Source organism: Streptomyces sp. NPDC002490, from assembly GCF_040296045.1.
In the GTDB taxonomy this organism is placed as follows: domain Bacteria; phylum Actinomycetota; class Actinomycetes; order Streptomycetales; family Streptomycetaceae; genus Streptomyces.
Map to the genome: position 1 here is coordinate 82,816 of NZ_JBEOWM010000020.1, position 20,133 is coordinate 102,948.

Annotated in this window: 16 protein-coding genes and 2 pseudogenes; 8 read left to right on the forward strand and 10 right to left on the reverse strand. The window is 69.8% G+C overall.

Translation table 11 applies throughout. The features are described from left to right. Positions 1-128 precede the first annotated feature (128 nt). From dnaN to ABT092_RS31020, 3 genes and pseudogenes are all read right to left on the reverse strand, one after another. Positions 129-1,259 carry a DNA polymerase III subunit beta gene (gene dnaN, locus ABT092_RS15345; protein ID WP_351243876.1) on the reverse strand — a complete coding sequence of 377 codons (1,131 nt, stop codon included), beginning with the start codon at positions 1,257-1,259 and terminating at the stop codon, positions 129-131. A 1,018-nt stretch (positions 1,260-2,277) separates the two neighbouring features. After that, positions 2,278-3,816 (reverse strand): annotated as a pseudogene (gene dnaA, locus ABT092_RS15350) (chromosomal replication initiator protein DnaA); the annotation flags it as partial. A 71-nt stretch (positions 3,817-3,887) separates the two neighbouring features. After that, a pseudogene (locus ABT092_RS31020) lies at positions 3,888-4,266 on the reverse strand (chromosomal replication initiator protein DnaA); the annotation flags it as partial. A 533-nt stretch (positions 4,267-4,799) separates the two neighbouring features. On the opposite strand from ABT092_RS31020, the gene rpmH reads away from it, so the two are divergent. From rpmH to ABT092_RS15390, 8 genes are all read left to right on the forward strand, one after another. After that, positions 4,800-4,937, forward strand: coding sequence for a 50S ribosomal protein L34 (gene rpmH, locus ABT092_RS15355; RefSeq protein WP_003956500.1), 138 nt, complete (start codon positions 4,800-4,802; stop codon positions 4,935-4,937). Between the two features lie 21 nt (positions 4,938-4,958). Further along, positions 4,959-5,330, forward strand: a complete 372-nt coding sequence (gene rnpA, locus ABT092_RS15360) for a ribonuclease P protein component (protein ID WP_351243879.1) — start codon at positions 4,959-4,961, stop codon at positions 5,328-5,330. Further along, positions 5,327-5,680: a membrane protein insertion efficiency factor YidD gene (gene yidD, locus ABT092_RS15365; RefSeq protein WP_351243881.1), complete on the forward strand. Its 354-nt coding sequence runs from the start codon at positions 5,327-5,329 to the stop codon at positions 5,678-5,680. Before rnpA ends, yidD begins: the two co-directional genes overlap by 4 nt. 3 nt (positions 5,681-5,683) lie before the next feature. Then, the gene (yidC, locus tag ABT092_RS15370; protein ID WP_351243883.1) at positions 5,684-6,934 is read left to right on the forward strand and encodes a membrane protein insertase YidC; all 1,251 of its coding nucleotides are present in this window, start codon (positions 5,684-5,686) and stop codon (positions 6,932-6,934) included. Positions 6,935-6,949: 15 nt separating this feature from the next. After that, the gene (locus ABT092_RS15375; protein WP_351243885.1) at positions 6,950-7,456 is read left to right on the forward strand and encodes a Jag family protein; all 507 of its coding nucleotides are present in this window, start codon (positions 6,950-6,952) and stop codon (positions 7,454-7,456) included. Positions 7,457-7,529: 73 nt separating this feature from the next. Next, positions 7,530-8,246 carry a 16S rRNA (guanine(527)-N(7))-methyltransferase RsmG gene (gene rsmG, locus ABT092_RS15380; protein WP_351243887.1) on the forward strand — a complete coding sequence of 239 codons (717 nt, stop codon included), beginning with the start codon at positions 7,530-7,532 and terminating at the stop codon, positions 8,244-8,246. A gap of 257 nt (positions 8,247-8,503) precedes the next feature. Further along, positions 8,504-9,511: a ParA family protein gene (locus ABT092_RS15385; protein ID WP_351243889.1), complete on the forward strand. Its 1,008-nt coding sequence runs from the start codon at positions 8,504-8,506 to the stop codon at positions 9,509-9,511. Next, positions 9,508-10,491 carry a ParB/RepB/Spo0J family partition protein gene (locus ABT092_RS15390; protein WP_351243891.1) on the forward strand — a complete coding sequence of 328 codons (984 nt, stop codon included), beginning with the start codon at positions 9,508-9,510 and terminating at the stop codon, positions 10,489-10,491. Before ABT092_RS15385 ends, ABT092_RS15390 begins: the two co-directional genes overlap by 4 nt. Positions 10,492-10,551: 60 nt before the next feature. On the opposite strand, the gene trxA is transcribed toward ABT092_RS15390, so the two are convergent. From trxA to ABT092_RS15425, 7 genes are all read right to left on the reverse strand, one after another. Then, entirely contained in the window at positions 10,552-10,893 is a 342-nt protein-coding gene (trxA, locus tag ABT092_RS15395) for a thioredoxin (protein WP_351243893.1), read from the reverse strand. A 32-nt stretch (positions 10,894-10,925) separates the two neighbouring features. Further along, complete coding sequence (gene trxB, locus ABT092_RS15400; RefSeq protein WP_351243895.1) at positions 10,926-11,888, reverse strand: thioredoxin-disulfide reductase; 963 nt, start codon at positions 11,886-11,888, stop codon at positions 10,926-10,928. A 103-nt stretch (positions 11,889-11,991) separates the two neighbouring features. Further along, positions 11,992-12,762: an RsmA family anti-sigma factor gene (locus ABT092_RS15405; protein ID WP_351243897.1), complete on the reverse strand. Its 771-nt coding sequence runs from the start codon at positions 12,760-12,762 to the stop codon at positions 11,992-11,994. Further along, positions 12,759-13,433: an RNA polymerase sigma factor SigM gene (gene sigM / locus ABT092_RS15410; protein ID WP_351243899.1), complete on the reverse strand. Its 675-nt coding sequence runs from the start codon at positions 13,431-13,433 to the stop codon at positions 12,759-12,761. The genes ABT092_RS15405 and sigM overlap by 4 nt, the downstream gene beginning before the upstream one ends. Positions 13,434-13,459: 26 nt before the next feature. Beyond that, positions 13,460-15,172 (reverse strand): protein kinase family protein, encoded by a 1,713-nt coding sequence (locus ABT092_RS15415; RefSeq protein ID WP_351243901.1) that lies wholly within the window; start codon positions 15,170-15,172, stop codon positions 13,460-13,462. Positions 15,173-15,289: 117 nt separating this feature from the next. After that, positions 15,290-17,533 carry a murein biosynthesis integral membrane protein MurJ gene (murJ, locus tag ABT092_RS15420; RefSeq protein WP_351243903.1) on the reverse strand — a complete coding sequence of 748 codons (2,244 nt, stop codon included), beginning with the start codon at positions 17,531-17,533 and terminating at the stop codon, positions 15,290-15,292. Between the two features lie 47 nt (positions 17,534-17,580). Continuing rightward, entirely contained in the window at positions 17,581-19,971 is a 2,391-nt protein-coding gene (locus tag ABT092_RS15425) for a DUF6049 family protein (protein ID WP_351243905.1), read from the reverse strand. Positions 19,972-20,133: the final 162 nt, after the last annotated feature.

Genomic DNA, 20,133 nt, shown 5'->3' on the forward strand with positions numbered 1-20,133 from the left:
TGGGTACGGCCGCTCATACGTATCCCCACCTGCGGATCTTCCCCCTGGTGGCGGCCCGGCCCCGGGGACCGGACGCAGCTGCGGCGTCGTCGGGTCCACCGGGCCGGCACCGGCCGGGGCGTGCCGGGTCAGCCGGAGAGGCGGACCGGCATGATCAGGTACTTGTACGCCTCGTCCGCCTCGGCGTCCACCGCGGGACGGCCGCTGAGCAGCGCGGGCTTGGTGGAGGTCGTGAACGACAGCTGGGCCACCGGGGAGTCGATGGCGCTCAGCCCGTCGAGGAGGAAGGTCGGGTTGAAGGCGATGGAGATGTCCTCGCCCTCCAGCACCGCGTCGACCCGCTCCACGGCCTGGGCGTCGTCGCTGGAGCCCGCCTCCAGGATCAGCACGCCCTGCTCGAAGCTCAGTCGCACCGGGGTGTTGCGCTCGGCCACCAGGGCCACGCGCTTGACGGCCTCCACGAAGGGGGCGGTCTCGATCACGGCGACCGAGTTGAACTCGGTCGGGAACAGCGTGCGGTACTTCGGCAGGTCGCCTTCGAGCAGCCGGGTGGTGGTGCGGCGGCCGGCGCCCTCGAAGCCGATCAGCCCCTCGCCCGAGCCGGAGCCGGACAGGGCGATGGTGACGCTGTCCCCGCTGGTCAGCGCCTTCGCGGTGTCCAGCAGGGTCTTCGCGGGAACCAGGGCGACCGCGGAGGAGTCCGGGACCTCGGGCTTCCACAGGAACTCGCGCACCGCGAAGCGGTAGCGGTCGGTGGAGGCCAGGGTGACCGTGTCGCCCTCGATCTCGATGCGCACGCCGGTGAGCACCGGGAGGGTGTCGTCGCGGCCGGCGGCGATGGCCACCTGGGCCGCGGCGGCGGCGAAGACCTCGCCCGGCACGGTGCCGGTCGCGGACGGCATCTGCGGCAGCGCCGGGTACTCCTCCACCGGCAGGGTGTGGAGGGTGAAGCGGGAGGAACCGCAGAGCACCGTGGCCCGGACCCCGTCGGTGGAGATCTCCACCGGGCGGTTGGGCAGGGCGCGGCAGATGTCGGCGAGCAGTCGGCCGGAGACCAGGACGGTGCCGTCCTCCTCGACCTCCGCGTCGACCGAGACCCGTGCGGAGACCTCGTAGTCGAAGCTGGAGAGGCTGAGGGCGCCGTCCTCGGCCTTCAACAGAAGGCCGGCCAGGACCGGCGCCGGGGGACGGGCCGGGAGACTGCGCGCCGCCCACGCCACTGCTTCCGCGAGTACGTCGCGTTCCACCCGGATCTTCACCTAAGCCCGCCTCCTGTGTTGCTGGCCGCTCGCGCCCCGTGGGGGTCGTCCCGCTGTCCGTGCGGCGGTGCCGTTCGTCGCCCCGCCGTTTTCGTCGTCCCCAGGGTGGGGAGGACTCCGGGACCAGTCTGACTCACCGGACTGACAGTAGGTGCCGCTCGCGGTCAAGTCGCGCGAACGGCTCGCGGGCCGCCGGAGCCGAGTTGTCCACACCCCAGGCTTCGAAGCGAATTCCCCGGTAACTCTAGTCGGTAGTAGTAGTAGGGCCTGTGGATACCGTGGATAACCCCGTTTTCGCAGCTCAGCAGCGGTTTTTTGTCCACCGGGCCTGTGGGCGGTGGGGGTGGATAACCTCGCCTCGCTGTGGACGACCAGAAGTTGTGCACACCCCATGCACAGGGAGGGCCGGGTTCTCCCCAGCGCCGTCCCCAGTTTTGCCCCCGTTCCCCACAGGGCAACCCGGCACCTCGATGTGACGCCTTTCACTCGCCACGGTGACGCGGCGCGTTGGGTTGCCGAACAGTGGACAGCGCTGTGGAGAAGCCCCTCGGAGCTGGGGACAACCGGCGCTGAGCTGTGGGCGAGCGGTGGACAACGGGGCGGGGCCCTCGGTGCGCGATCACTTGTCCACATCCTGTGGAGAGTGGTTGTCCACGAATCCACACCCCCGTGAGCTGGGCCGATGATCGTCACCGGGCACAGCCTGTGGACACCGTTGGGATAACTCCGCAGTCCCCAAGGTGTGGAAACGAAAAAGTCCCCTGATCTGTGGAGAACACCCGTAACCCCCCGCGGAATTCGAACAGCCACGGCCGGGTGCCCGGCCGCGGTCGCCCCGGCCCGCGGCGTCCGGCGCGGGCCGGGGGCTCCGAAGGCCGTCCCCCGGGCCCCGGAGGACCGGCCCCGGACCCGCGGTCGCCCCGGCTGCCGCGGAAGGCCACGGGGCCGGTCCGGGCGGCCGGACACGAGGACGCCCGCACCCGTGGGACACGGGTGCGGGCGTGGGGACCGCCGGGGCTCAGCCGTTCTTGATGCGGTTGGTCAGCTCGGTGACCTGGTTGTAGATGGACCGCCGCTCGGCCATCAGCGCCCGGATCTTCCGGTCCGCGTGCATCACCGTCGTGTGGTCGCGGCCCCCGAACTGCGCCCCGATCTTCGGCAGCGACAGGTCCGTCAGCTCCCGGCACAGGTACATCGCGATCTGCCGCGCGGTCACCAGCACCCGGCTGCGGGAGGACCCGCACAGGTCGTCCACCGTCAGCCCGAAGTAGTCCGCGGTCGCCGCCATGATCGCCGTCGCGGTGATCTCCGGCGCCGAGTCCTCGCCGCCGGGGATCAGGTCCTTCAGCACGATCTCGGTCAGCCCCAGGTCCACCGGCTGCCGGTTCAGCGAGGCGAAGGCGGTCACCCGGATCAGGGCGCCCTCCAACTCGCGGATGTTGCGGGAGATCCGGGAGGCGATGAACTCCAGCACCTCCGGCGGAGCGTTCAGCTGCTCCTGGACCGCCTTCTTGCGCAGGATCGCGATCCGCGTCTCCAGCTCGGGCGGCTGCACATCGGTGAGCAACCCCCACTCGAACCGGTTGCGGAGCCGGTCCTCCAGGGTCACCAACTGCTTCGGCGGCCGGTCCGAGGAGAGCACGATCTGCTTGTTGGCGTTGTGGAGGGTGTTGAAGGTGTGGAAGAACTCCTCCTGGGTCGACTCCTTGTCCGCGAGGAACTGGATGTCGTCGACCAGCAGGATGTCCATCTCGCGGTAGCGCTTGCGGAAGCTGTCGCCCTTGCCGTCGCGGATGGAGTTGATGAACTCGTTGGTGAACTCCTCGGAACTGACGTACCGCACCCGGGTGCCCGGGTAGAGGCTGCGTGCGTAGTGCCCGATCGCGTGCAGCAGATGGGTCTTCCCGAGGCCCGACTCCCCGTAGATGAAGAGCGGGTTGTACGCCTTCGCCGGAGCCTCGGCGACCGCCACGGCCGCGGCGTGCGCGAACCGGTTCGAGGCGCCGATGACGAAGGTGTCGAACAGGTACTTCGGGTTCAGCCGGGCCGTGGGCTCCCCCGGACCGCCGGTGGACTGGCCGCCGCCGGGCACACCGCTCCCGGTCGGCCCGCCGTGCGGCACCGGCGCACCGGGACGCGGGGGCGGGCCGCCGGGCCCGCCGCGTCCCTCGGACGCCGGGGCGTCGAAGCGGCCCGGTCCCCCGTGCGGAGCCTCGGACGGCTCCCCGCGCTCCCCGGGGTGACCCGCCCGTCCGGGGGCGCCCTCGTACGGGCGGCGCCGCTGTTCGTACGGCGGGCGGTCCCCGTCGTAGGCCGGCCGCTCCTGGTCGTAGGGCCCGCGCTCGCCCTCGTACGCGGAACGGTCCGGGGCGTAGCCGGTCCGCTCCGGTGCGCCGCGGTAGTCGAGCTCCTGCTGGCCCGGGGAGGCGTACGGATCGCGCTCCGGGAAGCCGAGCCGCTGCTGGCGCCAGCCGTAGTCGTCCTGCGGACGGGGCCAGGCGCCCGGCTCGGGGCGCTGGTAGTCCGGATAGGCGGGGCGCACGATCGGCAGCTGGTCGGCCCGGCGGCCCGGGTGCTGCTCCCCGGCACCCGGCTGCTCCGAGGGTCCGCCCGGGTGCTCGTCCGGGGCCCGGCGGCCGTAGCCGTCGTACGGGTCCCGGTGCGGACGGGCGGGGGGCTCGGGCTCCTCGTAGCGCTGGGGCGGGACGGGCGCCGCGGTCGGCTCGGCGCCGGCGGACTCGTCGACGGTGATCGCGATCCGGATGGGGCGCCCGCACTCCCGGCTCAGCGTCTCGCTGACGATCGGGGCGAGCCGGCCCTCCAACACGTTCTTGGCGAACTCGTTGGGCACGGCCAGCAGCGCGGTGTCGAGCACCAGCGCCAGCGGCTGGCACCGCTTGATCCAGTGCTCGTCCTTCGTCTCGACCCCCTGCCCGCGCCCCTCCCCGAGGAGTTGTTCCAGTACGCGTGGCCACACTGCGGCAAGATCGGCAGGTACGTCAGCCACGGGGCACGCTCTCTCACGGGTCCCCGGAGGTCCTCGGGGACGGGTTGGAAGGAAACTCGGGAGATCGAGGGCCCGGAGTCGGCGGGCCGGGAACGATCGGGCGGGGCGGGAGGTCCGGCCGTTGGACGAGACGGAGACGAATCGGGGTCAAGTCACGGTAGTCAGGGCGACCGGTGCGGTTCAAGTTGTTGTCCACAGGCTGTGCACAGTGTCCCCCAGTCTGCGGCAGCGAGGGGACCGGCTGCCACCGCGGAGCCCGGAACCCCGGGGCCCTCAGGGCCCCGACGGCCGCGCCGGCCCGCCCCGGGTGGGGCCTCCGGACCGCTGGTTTGACCTGACGGTCCGGCCGCGCGTACCGTAACCAGGTCGAGTTGTCGATGGCTGCTGCCGCCTGCCTCCGATGGGCACAGATCACCTCTCAGTGATCGTGAAAGCGGTGCACTCGGGCGTAATACGAGCTTCTCGTGGGCGCACGGTGACAGCCAGGCGGCAACGGTCCCCGACAGCCACCGAGTCATTTCTGGAGCCCCCGAGTGAGCAAGCGCACTTTCCAGCCGAACAACCGTCGTCGCGCCAAGACCCACGGCTTCCGGCTGCGGATGCGCACCCGTGCCGGCCGCGCGATCCTCGCGTCCCGCCGCAGCAAGGGTCGCGCCCGCCTGTCCGCCTGATCCCAGTCAGGTCATGACGTCGTGCTGCCTTCCGAGCATCGGCTGAGGCGGCGCGAGGACTTCGCGACCGCGGTACGTCGAGGACGCCGGGCCGGCCGCCCCTTCCTCGTCGTCCACCTACGCAGCGGTGCCACCGACCCGCACGCGCCCGGGGAGAGCGTCTCCCCGCCGCGTGCGGGTTTCGTCGTGAGCAAAGCCGTCGGCGGCGCGGTCGTGCGCAACACCGTGAAGCGACGGCTCCGCCACCTGATGCGCGACCGCATCGACCGGCTGCCCCCCGGTAGCCTGGTGGTCGTGCGCGCATTGCCCGGCGCGGGCGACGCCGATCCCGCGCACCTGGCCCGAGACCTCGATGCCGCACTCCAGCGGCTCCTGGGAGGCGGTACGCGATGAAGTACCCGCTGCTGGCTCTGATCAAGCTGTACCAGTGGACCATCAGTCCGTTGCTCGGACCGGTCTGCAAGTACTACCCGTCGTGTTCCCACTACGGCTACCAGGCCATCGACCGGCACGGAGCGATCAAGGGCACGGCACTGACCGCCTGGCGGATTCTGCGGTGCAATCCGTGGTCGCTCGGCGGAGTCGACCATGTTCCGCCGCGCAAGCGTCCGCGGTGGCACGAAATGCTGCGCGACGCCTGGCGCGGACGCAAGGGCGGGAACGCCGCCCTCGGCGCCGTCGGGGATGACCACGCCCCCGTGAGCCCGGCCGCCGAGACCCCGTCCCATGCTCAAGGAGCCTGATTAGTGGATGACATCGTCAGTTCGATCGCAGGTCTGTTCAGCTTCATCACCACGCCTGTCTCCTGGGTGATCGTCCAGTTCCACAAGCTGTTCGGCGCGATCTTCGGTCCCGACACGGGCTGGGCCTGGGGTCTGTCGATCATGTGCCTGGTGATCCTCATCCGGATCTGCCTGATCCCGCTCTTCGTGAAGCAGATCAAGGCGACGCGGGCCATGCAGACGCTCCAGCCCGAGATGAAGAAGATCCAGGAGCGCTACAAGAACGACAAGCAGCGTCAGTCCGAAGAGATGATGAAGCTGTACAAGGAGTCGGGCACCAACCCGCTCTCCTCGTGCCTTCCCATCCTGGCGCAGTCGCCGTTCTTCTTCGCCCTGTACCACGTGCTCAGCAGCATCGCGTCGAACAAGACCGTCGGCGTCATCGACCAGTCGCTGCTGGAGAGCGCGCAGAAGGCGCACATCTTCGGTGCCCCGCTGGCCGCGAAGTTCATGGACAGCGCGGAGAAGGTGCAGAGCCTCGACTCCACGCTGCTGAACGTGCGGGTCGTCACCGCGATCATGATCATCCTGATGTCGCTGTCGCAGTTCTACACGCAGCGCCAGCTGATGACCAAGAACGTCGACACCACGGTGAAGACGCCCTTCATGCAGCAGCAGAAGATGCTGATGTACGTCTTCCCGGTCATCTTCGCCGTCTTCGGTGTCAACTTCCCGGTCGGTGTCCTCGTCTACTGGCTGACCACCAACGTGTGGACCATGGGCCAGCAGATGTACGTGATCCGGCAGAACCCCACCCCGGGCAGCAAGGCGCAGGGCGTGTACCTGGAGCGCCTGCTGAAGCAGGTCACGAACAAGAAGAAGATCGGCCATCGGCGGGATCGTGCGGCGGTGAAGATCATCGTGGCGAAGGGGCGCGACCGCAACGAGAACGAGCGCCGTTTCATCAACGGTCTCTCCAAGGTCGGCCTCGCCGCCCAGCCGGACGGTGCCGTGATGGTCAGCGATGTGGTGACCACCGAGGCCGAGGAAGGCCCCACCGGTACCGGTCGACGTCAGCAGCCGAAGCGGCAGTCGAAGTCCCAGCGGCAGTCTCGACACCCGGACCAGCCGGGCGCCCCGGAGCCCTCCGAGGACGAGGCGAAGCCCACCAAGCCCAAGCCCGCCGGCGGCCAGCCCGGCTCCGGTACCCGCAGCAGGGCCAAGAGTGGCCAGCGCAAGGGTCCGCACCGTCCATCGCACCCCTCCAAGAAGTAAGAAGGAGTCCATTCCGTGACGGAAGGCACCATCTCCGCCGCCGCTGAAGGCGACACCCTCACCCGCCTTGAGCAGGAGGGTGAGATCGCAGCGGACTACCTCGAGGGTCTGCTGGACATCGCTGATCTGGACGGCGACATCGACATGGACGTCGAGGCCGACCGCGCCGCGGTGTCGATCATCAGCGAGGGCGGTCGTGATCTCCAGAAGCTCGTCGGCCGCGAGGGCGAGGTCCTGGAGGCCCTTCAGGAACTGACCCGGCTCGCAGTGCACCGGGAGACCGGCGACCGTAGCCGACTGATGCTCGACATCGCTGGATACCGCGCGAAGAAGCGCACGGAACTGTCGGAACTGGGCGCCAAGGCCGCGGCGGACGTGAAGAACACCGGCGAGGCTGTCAAGCTCAAGCCGATGACTCCCTTCGAGCGCAAGGTCGTCCACGACGCGGTCAAGGCCGCCGGTCTGCGGAGCGAGTCCGAGGGCGAGGAGCCGCAGCGCTTCGTCGTCGTGCTCCCGGCCTGATCGAGTTCCCGGCCCCGTCTGTACACAGACGGGGCCGGTCTGTCAGTTCCCAACGGTAGGAAGGACGGTCCCCGTGACGGACACAGCGGAACTCCCGCCGGCGCCCGAGCAGGCCCGTGAGGTGTTCGGCGATCGTTTCCACGACGCCGTCCGGTACGCCGAGCTGCTGGCCGAGGCAGGAGTTCGACGCGGACTCATCGGTCCGCGCGAGGTGCCCCGACTCTGGGAACGACACCTGCTGAACTGTGCGGTCCTCTCCGAGGTGGTGCCGAAAGGCGTCACCGTCTGCGACGTGGGTTCCGGTGCCGGCCTGCCGGGCATTCCGCTGGCCCTGGTCCGCCCGGATCTGAAGATCACCTTGCTGGAGCCCCTGCTGCGCCGCACCAACTTCCTGAACGAGGTGGTGGAGCTGCTGGGACTGGACCACGTGACCGTGGTGCGCGGTCGGGCCGAAGAGGTCCTCGGCAAGCTGACCCCGGTTCATGTGGTGACGGCACGTGCGGTGGCCCCGTTGGACCGCCTGGCTGCCTGGGGGGTGCCGCTGCTCCGTCCCTACGGGGAGATGCTGCTCCTGAAGGGCGACACCGCAGAGTCCGAGGTCAAGAACGCCGGCGCGGCACTCAGCAAGCTCGGCGCCGAGCGGACCTCCGTCCTCCACGTCGGTGAAGGCGTCGTGGATCCCCTCTCGACGGTGGTGCGGGTCGAGGTCGGGGAAAGCCCCGGCGGAGTCCGTTTCGCAGCGAAGCGCGCGAAGGCCGCCCGGACCAGCCGTACCCGCCGGCGACGCTGACGGGGCTCCTACTCCACACAAGCTGCGGAGGCCCACGCACCGGAGTGTCGCCGTGGTGGGGGACCGGTTGGCTCGGCATGGTGTTTCACGTGAAACGTCGCTCACTGCTGCACGGGATCATTGGTCGCGGCCGGGCTGCGGCCGAACCTCGCGACCGGAGACTCGGCTCCCTGACACCCACAGGGGGAACGGAGTTCTCCACAGAGACGGATTTCTCCACAGAAGCACGGGCCTCGCTGGTTCCTCACCCCGATGGCATGGCAGGCTCTCTTCATTGCGAGCCTGAAGTCGAGGAGAGTGACGTGCGGTCCGACGCCAACATCGCGGGACCGATGACCGATCCGGTCCCCGGTCCCCGCACCGCGGAAGAGGATGTTTCACGTGAAACACCGCCGGGGGTGGACGGGGGCGAGGCCGGGGAGGTGCTGCCACGACCGGAGCAGACCCGTGTGATGGTGGTGGCCAACCAGAAGGGCGGTGTGGGGAAGACCACGACCACGGTGAACCTCGCTGCCTCGCTGGCCCTGCACGGCAACCGTGTTCTGGTGATCGACCTCGACCCCCAGGGCAATGCCTCCACCGCCCTCGGCATCGACCACCACGCCGACGTCCCGTCCATCTACGACGTGCTGGTGGAGAGCAGGCCCCTCTCCGAGGTGGTGCAGCCCGTACCCGATGTGGAGGGGCTGTTCTGTGCACCCGCCACGATTGACCTTGCTGGCGCGGAGATTGAACTGGTCTCCTTGGTGGCCCGGGAAAGCCGCTTGCAGCGGGCCATCCAGGCATATGAGCAACCTCTCGACTACGTCTTGATCGACTGCCCGCCCTCTCTCGGCCTCCTGACGGTGAATGCACTGGTGGCCGGAGCCGAGGTGCTGATCCCCATCCAGTGCGAGTACTACGCCTTGGAGGGCCTGGGGCAGCTCCTGCGGAACGTCGACCTCGTCCGGGGACATCTGAACCCCGCACTGCATGTCTCGACGATCTTGCTCACCATGTACGACGGCCGAACCAGGCTCGCCTCCCAGGTGGCCGAGGAAGTCCGGACGCACTTCGGTGAAGAGGTGCTGCGGACGAGCATCCCCCGATCCGTACGGATCTCGGAGGCACCGAGCTACGGGCAGACCGTGCTGACCTACGACCCGGGGTCCAGCGGCGCGCTCTCCTACCTGGAGGCCGCGCGGGAAATCGCACTCCGGGGAGCCGGGGTGGACGGACCGGGTCACCAGAACAAGCAGCAGAACATGGCGGAGGGGATTCAATGAGTGAACGACGTAGGGGGCTGGGCCGTGGACTCGGCGCCCTGATCCCGGCGGCCCCGACGCCAGGGAAGATCATCCCTGCCGCCCAGGGAGGCGGCGCGCCGGTCCTGCCGGCCGGGCTCCCGCGCCCGGCCGAGAACACCGTGCACTTCGCCGAACTTCCCCTGGACTCGATCAGTCCCAACCCTCGTCAACCCCGTGAGGTCTTCGATGAGGTGGCCCTTGCGGAGTTGGTGACCTCCATCAAGGAGGTCGGCCTCCTCCAGCCCGTGGTGGTCCGGCAGGTGGGCGCGGGGCGCTATGAGCTGATCATGGGCGAGCGGCGTCTTCGGGCCTGCAAGGAAGCCGGCCTGGAGCGCATCCCCGCCATCGTTCGGGCCACCGAGGACGAGAAGCTCCTCCTGGACGCCCTGCTGGAGAACCTGCACCGGGCACAGCTGAATCCCCTGGAGGAGGCAGCGGCCTACGACCAACTGCTTCGGGACTTCAACTGCACCCATGACCAGCTGGCCGATCGCATCGGCCGGTCCCGGCCTCAGGTCTCCAACACCCTGCGCCTGCTGAGGCTTTCCCCGCAGGTCCAACGCCGTGTCGCGGCAGGTGTGCTCTCCGCAGGGCATGCACGGGCCCTGCTGTCGGTCGAGGACTCGGAGGAACAGGACCGGCTCGCCCTCCGCATCGTGGCGGAGGGCCTCTCGGTCCGAGCGGTCGAGGAGATCGTGGCCCTGATGGGGACCGGTCCGCATTCCGCTCCCCGGCCCAAGGGGCCTCGGGCCGGGGGACGGGTCTCCCCCGCACTCAGCGATCTCGCCACCCGTCTCTCCGACCGGTTCGAGACCCGGGTGAAGGTCGATCTCGGGCAGAAGAAGGGCAAGATCGTCGTCGAGTTCGCCTCGATGGAGGATCTGGAGCGCATCCTCGGCACCCTGGCGCCGGGCGAGGGCCCGGTGCTCCCCGCACCGGCGGAGGACGCGGAGAGCTGAACCTCCGCCGGTGCGGGACACGTGAAACGAGCGGTGCACACCGCTCGTTTCACGTGTCCATCAGACGGACTTGTGGGAGATGAACTCCTCCAGGTCGCGCACGATGGCGGCCTTCGGCTTGGCGCCGACGATGGTCTTGGCGACCACACCGCGCTGGTAGACGTTCAGCGTGGGGATCGACATCACCCCGTACTTGGCGGCAGTAGCCGGGTTCTCGTCGATGTTGAGCTTGACGACCTCGATCTGCTCTCCGTACTCCTGCGCGATCGCCTCAAGCGAGGGCGCGATCTGACGGCACGGACCGCACCAAGCGGCCCAGAAGTCGACCAGAACGGGCTTGTCGCTCTTGAGGACGTCTTCGTCGAAGGAAGCGTCCGTCACATTCTTGAGTGTGCCGGCCACAGGGGGCTCCTGTTCTGTGAAGGGAAAGAGGATCAGACCGCGACAGCGGCGGCAGCCTCGGCATCGGCCAGAGCGGCGAGGTAGCGCTCGGCGTCCAGGGCAGCGGAGCAGCCGGTGCCGGCAGCGGTGATCGCCTGGCGGTAAGTGTGGTCGACGACATCGCCGGCGCCGAACACGCCCGTCTGGTTGGTACGGGTCGAGGGAGACTCCACCTTCAGGTACCCCTCGTCGTCAAGTTCGAGCTGTCCCTTGAACAGCTCCGTCCGGGGGTCGTGACCGATGGCGATGAAGAGGCCGGTCACGGGCAGTTCGGACTCCTCACCCGACTTGAGGTTCCGCAGGGTGAGGCCGGAGAGCTTCGGGTCGCCGTGGATGGCCGCGACCTCGCTGTCCCAGATGAACTTGATCTTCGGGTCGGCGAATGCCCGTTCCTGCATCGCCTTCGAAGCACGCAGCGAGTCCCGCCGGTGCACGATCGTCACGGACTTGGCGAAGCGGGAGAGGAAGGTGGCCTCCTCCATGGCCGTGTCACCACCGCCGATGACGGCAATGTCCTGGTCCTTGAAGAAGAACCCGTCACAGGTGGCGCACCAGGAGACGCCCCGTCCGGACAGGGCGTCCTCGTTCGGCAGTCCGAGCTTGCGGTGCTGGGAGCCCGTCGTGACGATGACGGCCTTGGCGCGGTGCACGGTGCCGGCGGTGTCCGTCACGGTCTTGATCTCGCCCGTGAGGTCGACCTTGACGATGTCGTCCGGGACGAGCTCGGCGCCGAAACGCTCGGCCTGGGCGCGCATGCCCTCCATGAGGGCCGGCCCCATGATGCCGTCCTGGAAGCCGGGGAAGTTCTCGACCTCGGTGGTGTTCATCAGCGCACCGCCAGCAGTCACGGCGCCCTCGAAGACCAACGGCTTCAGGGACGCGCGCGCGGTGTAGAGCGCTGCCGTGTACCCGGCAGGACCGGAGCCGATGATGATCACGTTTCGGACGTCGCTCACGGCTTCATTCCCTCGTCTCTGGAGATCCGTGTGGAAGCTGGAGGGCTCCCACACCACCCAACGGATACTACGGGGCGGGCATTCCCGCGTTCTCGCGCCGCGGTCATCGGGGATAGGAGCGGGTGAAGAGGAGTTCACCCGGTCCGTCACAGGACGCGTCCACCACATAGGCGGAGACCTGGGAGCTGTCGGAGGCATGGGGCAGCACGACCAGATACACGGCCTGGCTCCGGTAGGTGCCCTCCTGGACCGCGAGCACCGGATCGGTGCGGCCGATGGCGTCCTGGACGCAAGCGGGTACAGGAGTGTCCGAGTAGAGGCCCGCGGTTCCGCCGAGGGGCGCGCGGAGCGGGGACGGTTCGCCGGCGCCCGTCTCTGCCGGTGTCAGGAGTTCCGCGACCTGGCGGGGGAGGGTGTCCTCCGAGAAGGTGGTGCGGGCGATCTCGGGACGGGGGTCTGCACCACCGTCCCATGCCAGCAGCCCTCCGGTGCCGAGGAGGGCGGTGAGGGCAGCGCCGAGGAGGGCCGCCCGCCGGGATCGTCGCCTCCGCCCGGGTCGTTCCCCACGGCGGGGAGGGCGGGCTCCGCGTGTTTCACGTGAAACACGCGGAGGGGTGCCGCCCGGGAGACCGGTCTCGGCAGCCAGGGCGTGGTCTATCCGCGAGACCACGTCCGCGGGCATGGACTCGGGTTGGTCGGCGTCACCCAGCAGGAGCCGGATCTCCTCCAGCGAGCGACAGATCTCCGCGCACTCCTGGCAGGTGTCCAGATGGAGACGCAGGTCCGCGGCCCGGTCGGCAGCCAGCAGGCCCTCGGTGAGGTCCGAGACCTCCTCGACGGAGGGATGTTCCTTCGGGTCGGTGCTCGTCGTCATGCTCTCCCACCTCCGCCCTTCACCGCAGGGGAATCCGTTGCGTCCGGCGTGCGCGCTGCGGGTGGGACGGAGGTCCGGGGCGACTGGTTCCCCGGCTGCGGGGTGCGGAGGTGGGAGAGCAAGGGGAGGAGCTTGGCCCTGCCCCGGGAACAGCGGCTCTTCACCGTGCCGGGAGGAACCTCCAACACCCGCGCCGCCTCGGTGACGGAGTACCCCTGCATGTCGACCAGGACGAGGGCGGCTCGTTGGTCCGGGGGAAGGGTGTCCAGCGCGGCGGCCAGCTGCCGCTGGAGGTCGCCGCGTTCGGCCGGGGCATCGGCCGGCTCGTGCGGTTCGAGGAGGTGTTCCAGGCGCTCGGTGTCATCCACGGGTGAGGTCCTCCGGGACGTCGCCTTGCGCACCCGGTCCAAGCAGGCGTTCACCGTGATGCGGTGCAACCAGGTCGTGACGGCTGCCTGCCCCCGGAAGGCACCCGCGGCGCGATAGGCCGAGATCAGCGCGTCCTGCACGGCATCCGCCGCCTCTTCCCGGTCCCCCAGGGTGCGCAGGGCCACCGCCCAGAGGCGGTCCCGGTGCCGCCGTACCAGTTCACCGAAGGCGTTCGGGTCTCCGTCGACATGGCGGGCGAGGAGGTCCTGGTCCTCCACCCCGTTGTACGCGGCGTCGGCCACGGTCGAACCACCCTCCCCGGAACTGCTCAGCCAGTGAACTTCACATCCGTGATGGCCTGCTTGTAACCCGATTCTCGGTACTGCTCCCCCGTGGCGTAGGGCAGTTCGGTCAGCCAGAGCAGGACATAGCGCGTCTTGGTGGGCTTCTCGACGCTGACCTTGAGTTCCCGCCCCGTGGTGCTGGCCGCGGCGAGCTTCTTCATCGAGCTGAGCGGAGCCGAGGAGGAGAGGGACCCAGCAGCGTACAGGCTGGCCGTGGTCCGATCCCCGCCGTAGTTCAATTCGACCGTCGCGGAGGCCAGCGACTTCTCCGAACCCAGGTCGTAGACGATCCCGACGCCCTGCTTGTAGGGGGCGAGCGGCGGACCGTCCTTGAAGGTGTAGGTGCGCCAGTGCGTCGCCGCGTTGCCGTCGTGGGTCAGCCCGACGTCCTGGGCGCGCTGCGGGTTGCCGTCCGGGTAGTACTCGGCGGCCCCCTGGACGGACAGCGGCTTCGGTTTCTTCTCGGCGTTCTTCTTGTTCGTCGTGACCGTCTCGGTGTCGCGGGGCTCGGCGCCCTTGTCCTGTTCCATCAGGGCATCGGCGAGCTGCCAGCTCCCGAGCCCGAGAGCCGTGATCAGCAGGGCGGACACGGTCCACTTCAGGGCCCTGCCGGTGCGGCTCTGCAAGGGGGGCGGAGGAACGGGCACGGTCGCTCCGGCACCACCGCGGGGCCGACCGTACGAGCCCGGGTGGTAACCCGTCCGCTGGTAGTCCGGTGGCGCTGTGAACAGGGGCTCCGGCGGGCGGACGCGGGGCATCGCCCCCACGGCCTCGACCAGGTCGTCCGGCGTGGTGCAGGGCGGCTCCTGGCGGGAGGCGGTGGCGCCCTCGTTGACCAGGGCCCGCATGGCGAGCTCCGCAAGTCCCCGGTGGACCCCCGCCCGCACTTGGTCGGGAGCGATCAGCCCGACGCCCTTGGGCAGTCCGTGGAGGCCGTGCGCATCGTCCGGATAGGGCCAGCGTTGAGTGAGCGAGGCGTACAGCAGCGCACCGATCGCCTCGGTGTCGGTGCGCTGCGGGGTGGGGGAGACGATGCCGCGCAGCGCGGCGTTCACCGCGAGCCCGCGGATGCGCCACTGGCCCGTGGAGGTCCTGAGCACCGCGCTCGGGGTCAGCCGCAGATGGGACAACCCCTCCCGGTGGGCGGCGGCCATGGCGTGGGAGATCTGGGACACCATCTGGTAGGCGTCGTGGGCCTCCAGGGTTCCGGCGGCGAGCAGGGCGGTCAACTCGGTGGCGTCGGGCAGCCACTCGTGGACGACGTAGACGAGGTCGTTCTCCTCGACCGCGTCCAGCACCTGGACGAACCGGGGATCGCCCAACAGGGCGGCGGAGCGGGCAGCGGCGAGGACGGCGCGCGCCCGGGCGTGGTCGGCGGGCAGGACGTGCACCCCGACGGCCCGCCGGAGCTTCTCGTCCACGGCCCGCCAGCTGCTGAACCCGTCCAGACGGGTGACGCACTCTTCGAGACGGTAGCGCCGGGCCAACTTGTGCCCGCTGTGAAGTTCCGGCGGAGTGGTCCGCTCGGACCCGCTCGCCGTGTTGCCGTTCTCCGCGTCCGTGTCCGTGGTGTTCTGCTCCCCGGTCTCGCCGGTACTGGCCACCCCGTCGGCCGTGGTCTGCTCCGCCTTGGCGGTCAGCGGCTCGTCACCGCTGTTGTCTGCCACGTCGACGGCAGCCGTGCTCCGTTCCGCCACCGTCGTTCCCGCCTCCCCACTCCTTGCGCGCTGTCGACGCCCACGCCAATTGTGCCCACAGTCCGGTGCTATGCACGACACGCGGTGGTCGCCGATGGTTGTGCGCCTGCCCCGTTCTCAGCGTCCCAGACGTCCCCGCACCATGCCGACCATCGAATTGAGCTCCTCGATGCGCATCCTGCGGGCCGCGGCGTAGAACACCGCCAGCAGGGCGATCCCCCCGCCGATCAGGGCCAGGGCCGATCCGAGCACTCCCTGGCCGAGGGCCCGGGTGATGAGGTAGCCGACCGCACCGCCGACGAGCGCGGCGGGAACCGACGCCATGGACAGTCGGGCGTAGGTCCGCACCACCTGGGAGCCGTCCAGGTCACCGCCCAGTCGGACCCGCAGCCGCCGCCAAGCCACCCCCACGCCCACCGCATAGGCGAGACCGTAGGAGGCGGCCATGCCGACGACGGCCCAACGCGCGGGCAGGACGACGTAGCAGACCGCGGACGCGGCGGCGTTCACCGCGGCGACGATCACCGTGTTGTAGAAGGGCGTCCGGGTGTCCTCGTAGGCGTAGAAGCCCCGGAGGACCACGTACTGCACCGAGAAGGGGATCAGCCCCAGGCCGAACGCCATCAGGATGTAGCCCATCGACTGGGCGGAGGTCAGCCCGGTGGAGGCGAACAGCAAGGTGCACATGGGCACGCCCAGCGCGACGAACATGAATGCCACCGGCACGATCGCGACCGCCGAGGTGCGCAGGCCGCTGGAGAGGTCGTCGCGGACGGCGCCCGGATCGTCGTCGTGGGCGGCGCGGGAGATCCGGGGCAGCAGCGCCGCCATCACGGAGACGGTGATGATGGCCTGGGGCATGCCCCAGATCAGCTGGGCGTTGGAGTACGCCAGGATGCCCGCACCGTCCTGTTCCGCGGCCTTCCCCGCCGCGGTGGCCAACTGGGTGACGATCAGCACGCCGGCCTGGTTGGCGAGGACGAAGAGGACGGTCCACTTGGCGAGCTTCACCGCCTTGCCGAGTCCCTGGCCCTTCCAGTCGAACCGGGGGCGGAACCGGAAACCGGCCTCCCGCAGGTACGGAATCATCGCCAGGGACTGGACCACCAGTCCGAGGAGGGTGCCGATGCCGAGCAGCCGGATGCCCTCGTCCGGGATGGTCTCGACCTTCAGGCCGGACTCGGCGGCGCTGCCGTAGACCCAGATGAAGAGGCCGAAGGTGGCGATCATGACGATGTTGTTGAGGACCGGGGTCCACATCATCGCGCCGAACCTGCCGCGTGCGTTCAGGATCTGACCCATCACCACGTGCACGCCCATGAAGAAGATCGTGGGCAGGCAGTAGCGGGCGAAGGCGACGGCCACGCTGTTCGCGGCCTCGTCGTCGGCGATCGAGTCCGACATCAGTTGGACCAGGAACGGAGCGGCGACCACGGAGAGGGCGACGATGAACCCCAGCACCACCATGACCAGGGTCAGGAGGCGGTTGGCGTACGCCTCGCCACCGTCCTCGTCCTCCTTCATGGCACGGACGAGTTGCGGGACGAACACCGAGTTGAGCCCGCCGCCGATGCTGAGGATGTAGATCATCGTGGGCAGCGTGTAGGCGACGGTGAACGCGTCACCGAGGAGCGCCGCACCGAGCGCCGCGGTGATGACGACCGTGCGGACGAACCCGGTGAGCCGGGACACGATGGTGCCCGACGCCATCAGCGCACTGGACTTCAGCACACTGGAGCCACGGCTCTTGCGGGCCGGCGGGGCTGCGGGCTCGGGCGCCGGAGCGGGCACCACGGGAACCGGCTCGGCCGGCGGCGGGAACGGTGCCGCGGGCGCCGTCGGCGGCGCGCCCTCGTAGCCCGGACGGACACTCCCGCCCGCCTGCTGCTGGTCGCGGAAGAGATGGGCGAAGGCGTCCGGCTCGTGCCGGACGCCCGCCTGGCTGACGAGGTCGTCAACCCCCACGAACTGCGTCGTGCGGGCGTCGTCCCCGTACGGGAGGTGCTGGGTGGGGCCCTCCGGTTCGGGGGCCGGGGGCTGGGCCCACAGCCGGGGGTCCGGAGCGTACTGGGCGGTCGGCGGGGCGTAGAGCTGCTGGGGGTCGGGGTAGGTGCCCGGCGGGGGCGGGGGGTGCGCGGCGCGGTCGTACAGGGCCTCGGTCACGGGGTCCTGGGCGGAGAGGTCCTGGTTCCGGTAGGGATCCTGGGCGTAGGCGTCCTGGACGTACATGTCGGCGGCGGGCTGCTGCGGGTACGCGTGCGGATCGTGGGGTGGCATCCCGGGCTCCCCGGTGGGGGCGGACGGGTCGTGGGGGTCACCGCCCGCACCCTGCCCGCGGTCACCGTCGTACGGCGCGTTCATGCTCTACCCCACCTCATCGTCCCCGGCCCCACGGGCCACGACATCGCTCAACGGTCCACTCTCTCACCCGGGCCGGACGGGTCGGTGCTTTCCGCAGCGGTGTCCGGCGCGGGGTCACTCGGCTGCTCGGGTTCCCCGGCCCGCGGAACCGGGCGGGGAGCGTCGTCCCCGGTCGACGCCCGCGGGTCCGCTGCCGGTTCCGTCCCCTCATCGGCGTCGCCCGGGGTCGCGCCGGCCTGCTCCGCCTCCCGACGAGCGGCACGCTTGCGCTGGTGGTACATGCGGAACCCGGCGAGCACCAACAACAACAGACCGCCCGCGATGACCAGCATCACCGTGGGCGTCACCTCGTTGACCTGCACGCGGAACCGCATGGTCTCGCCGTACTGGGTGCCGTCGGCGGTGAAGAGCTGCGCCTCGACGTCGACGATGCCGTTGGCGTTGGCGTTGGTGTCGAACTTCAGGGTCTGGACGCGTTCGCCGGCCAGCTTCACGGGCTGCTCGTCGTACCCCTCGTCACCGATCTTGAGGCGCTTCGGCTTGGTGGAGGTGAGTCGCAGGCGGAGGTTGTCCACGCCCTGGACCAGGTTGTTCTTCACCGTGACGGGAATGGTGGCACTGCGTCCGGAGAGCTGGGCGTCGGACTTGTCGATCAGCTGGACGCTGCGCATCAGGGTGATCAGGTGCTCCTCCACCCCCTCGCGGAAGGTGTTCCCCTCCGCGGTCCGGCCGCGCCAGGAGGTCGACATGCCGCGGTGGATCGCCAGCCCGAAGGGCGTCACCACGCGGTGGGGCGCGGTCAGGATCGTGCTGAAGTCGTCGAGCTTGCGCTGCGTGCGCTGGATCTGCTGGAACGCCGTGATGTTCAGTTCCTGCTTGCGCAGCCGCTCGGAGTAGGCGCGCGCGGACGGCACGCGCGTGGTCGCACCGGGATCCGGCTCGGCCTTGGCCGCGGCCGTCAGTTCCTGCAACTCGGTCCAGCGGCCCGTCTGGAGCGTCTGGATCGCCTTGGCCATGGCCTGCGCCTGGCTGCCCGAGGGCATGCGCTGCGGGGCGACCACGATGCTGCGCGGCTCCCCGGGGTCCTGGAGCGAGATCATCAGGCTGTGCGCCAGGAACTCCTGCACGGCCAGTGCGGAGTCCTCCGCCCGGAGGAGATCGCCCCGGAACACCTTGGAGAGCCGGGCGTCGGCCACCACGGCGGTGGTGCCGTCCCCGATGGGACGGGCCGCGCTCGGGGTGTACGGGAGGTTTCCGGTCTCGCTGAGGGAATCGCTCCGGGCGATGACCGTGTCGGCGCCGGCGGAGGTGGCGACGTCGATCACCGAAGGATCCACGGCTCCCTCGGCCGGCCAGGCGAAGTTGGTGACCGGCTTGACGTGCAGGGTCGTCTCCACGGTCAGGGCGGCCACGTCGGTGGCGCTCTTCAGGTGGCTGAGCGAACCGGAGACGTTCTTGCCCCGGTGCGCGAGGGAGGCGAGGTCGGGATCGGCGAACGGGAGCGCCACCACCGTTTCACCGCGGACGGCCTCCTGGAGGTCGGTGAGCCACCGGCCGGCCACGGCCCGGTTCTTCCCGGCGATCGTGCGGTCCCCGTCCTTGATCCGGTAGCCCTCGGCCATCGCGGCGACGGAGGCCAGGAGGTCCGGATCGATCACCCAGGTCACGTCCAGGGAACTACCGAGGTCCAGCATCTGCTGGAGCCGGCCGCCCGGCCCGATCTCCTTGGCGAGGCCGTCGTCCTCGAAGACCCGGGTCTGCTGGTCGTTCGAGCTGGTCTCGGCGGTGAGGTGGGTGGTCGAGATCAACGGCCACAGGAACGCCGTCTTGGCCTTGGCGTCGAAGTCCTCGGGCTGCCACGGCAGGAACGCCCGCTCGATGCCGAGCACCTGGCCGTAGGACTGGGCGGCGCTCCCGGTCAGCGCTATCCCGAGCTGGTACACCGCGTCGGTGCCGAGATCCAGTTCCTTCACGGGCACCGAGATGCTGAAGTCCCGGGTGCGTCCGGGCCCCAGCTCGTCGATCTCCTGCACGTACTTCCCGCCCACCGGGGTGCCGTCCACGCCCGGCACGTGTGCGGTACGCCGTTCGGCGGCGTCCAGGGCGCTACGGGTCCGGAGGGGCTGCCCCACCAGGAGGTCGACCCGGCCGTCCGTGATCGTCTGCTTGCCCGTGTTGGTCAGGGTGCCGCGGACGGTCAGGGTGTCGTCCTCGTCCGGGGCCGTGGGCGTGAGGGCGTCCACGGAGACGTCGACCACGCCCTTGGTCCGGTCCACCGCTTGCGGGGCCGGGGCTTCCGGAGCCGCCGCCGCCCCGGAAGCCAGGGGAAGGGTCGCCGTGGCGAGGAGGGGTAGGGAGAGGAACAGGGCTCCGGTGCGCCGCAGCCAGCGGCGGGCAGGTGAGGGACTGGTCCCCATGAAGTCTGCCGCCTCGGCCACGCGCTCGCCCGTCCCTCGTCGTCGTCAGTGGTCGTCCAGAAGTGCGTCCACGCATGGTAACGATGCAGGCTGCCCGCAAGTGCCACGGTCCACGACGGATCACCAAGAGGATGCGAGCGCGGAGCGACTCGATCAGCATTTCTCCGGATGAGTGCATGGAAG

What these genes read in the sequence shown, in the direction of transcription:
- yidD (WP_351243881.1), top strand. Translation starts at nt 5,327, where the DNA reads ATGAAGTACCCGCTGCTGGCTCTGATCAAGCTGTACCAGTGGACCATC.
- ABT092_RS15385 (WP_351243889.1), top strand. Translation starts at nt 8,504, where the DNA reads ATGGCAGGCTCTCTTCATTGCGAGCCTGAAGTCGAGGAGAGTGACGTG.
- ABT092_RS15390 (WP_351243891.1), top strand. Translation starts at nt 9,508, where the DNA reads ATGAGTGAACGACGTAGGGGGCTGGGCCGTGGACTCGGCGCCCTGATC.
- ABT092_RS15405 (WP_351243897.1), bottom strand. Translation starts at nt 12,762, where the DNA reads ATGACGACGAGCACCGACCCGAAGGAACATCCCTCCGTCGAGGAGGTC.
- murJ (WP_351243903.1), bottom strand. Translation starts at nt 17,533, where the DNA reads ATGAACGCGCCGTACGACGGTGACCGCGGGCAGGGTGCGGGCGGTGAC.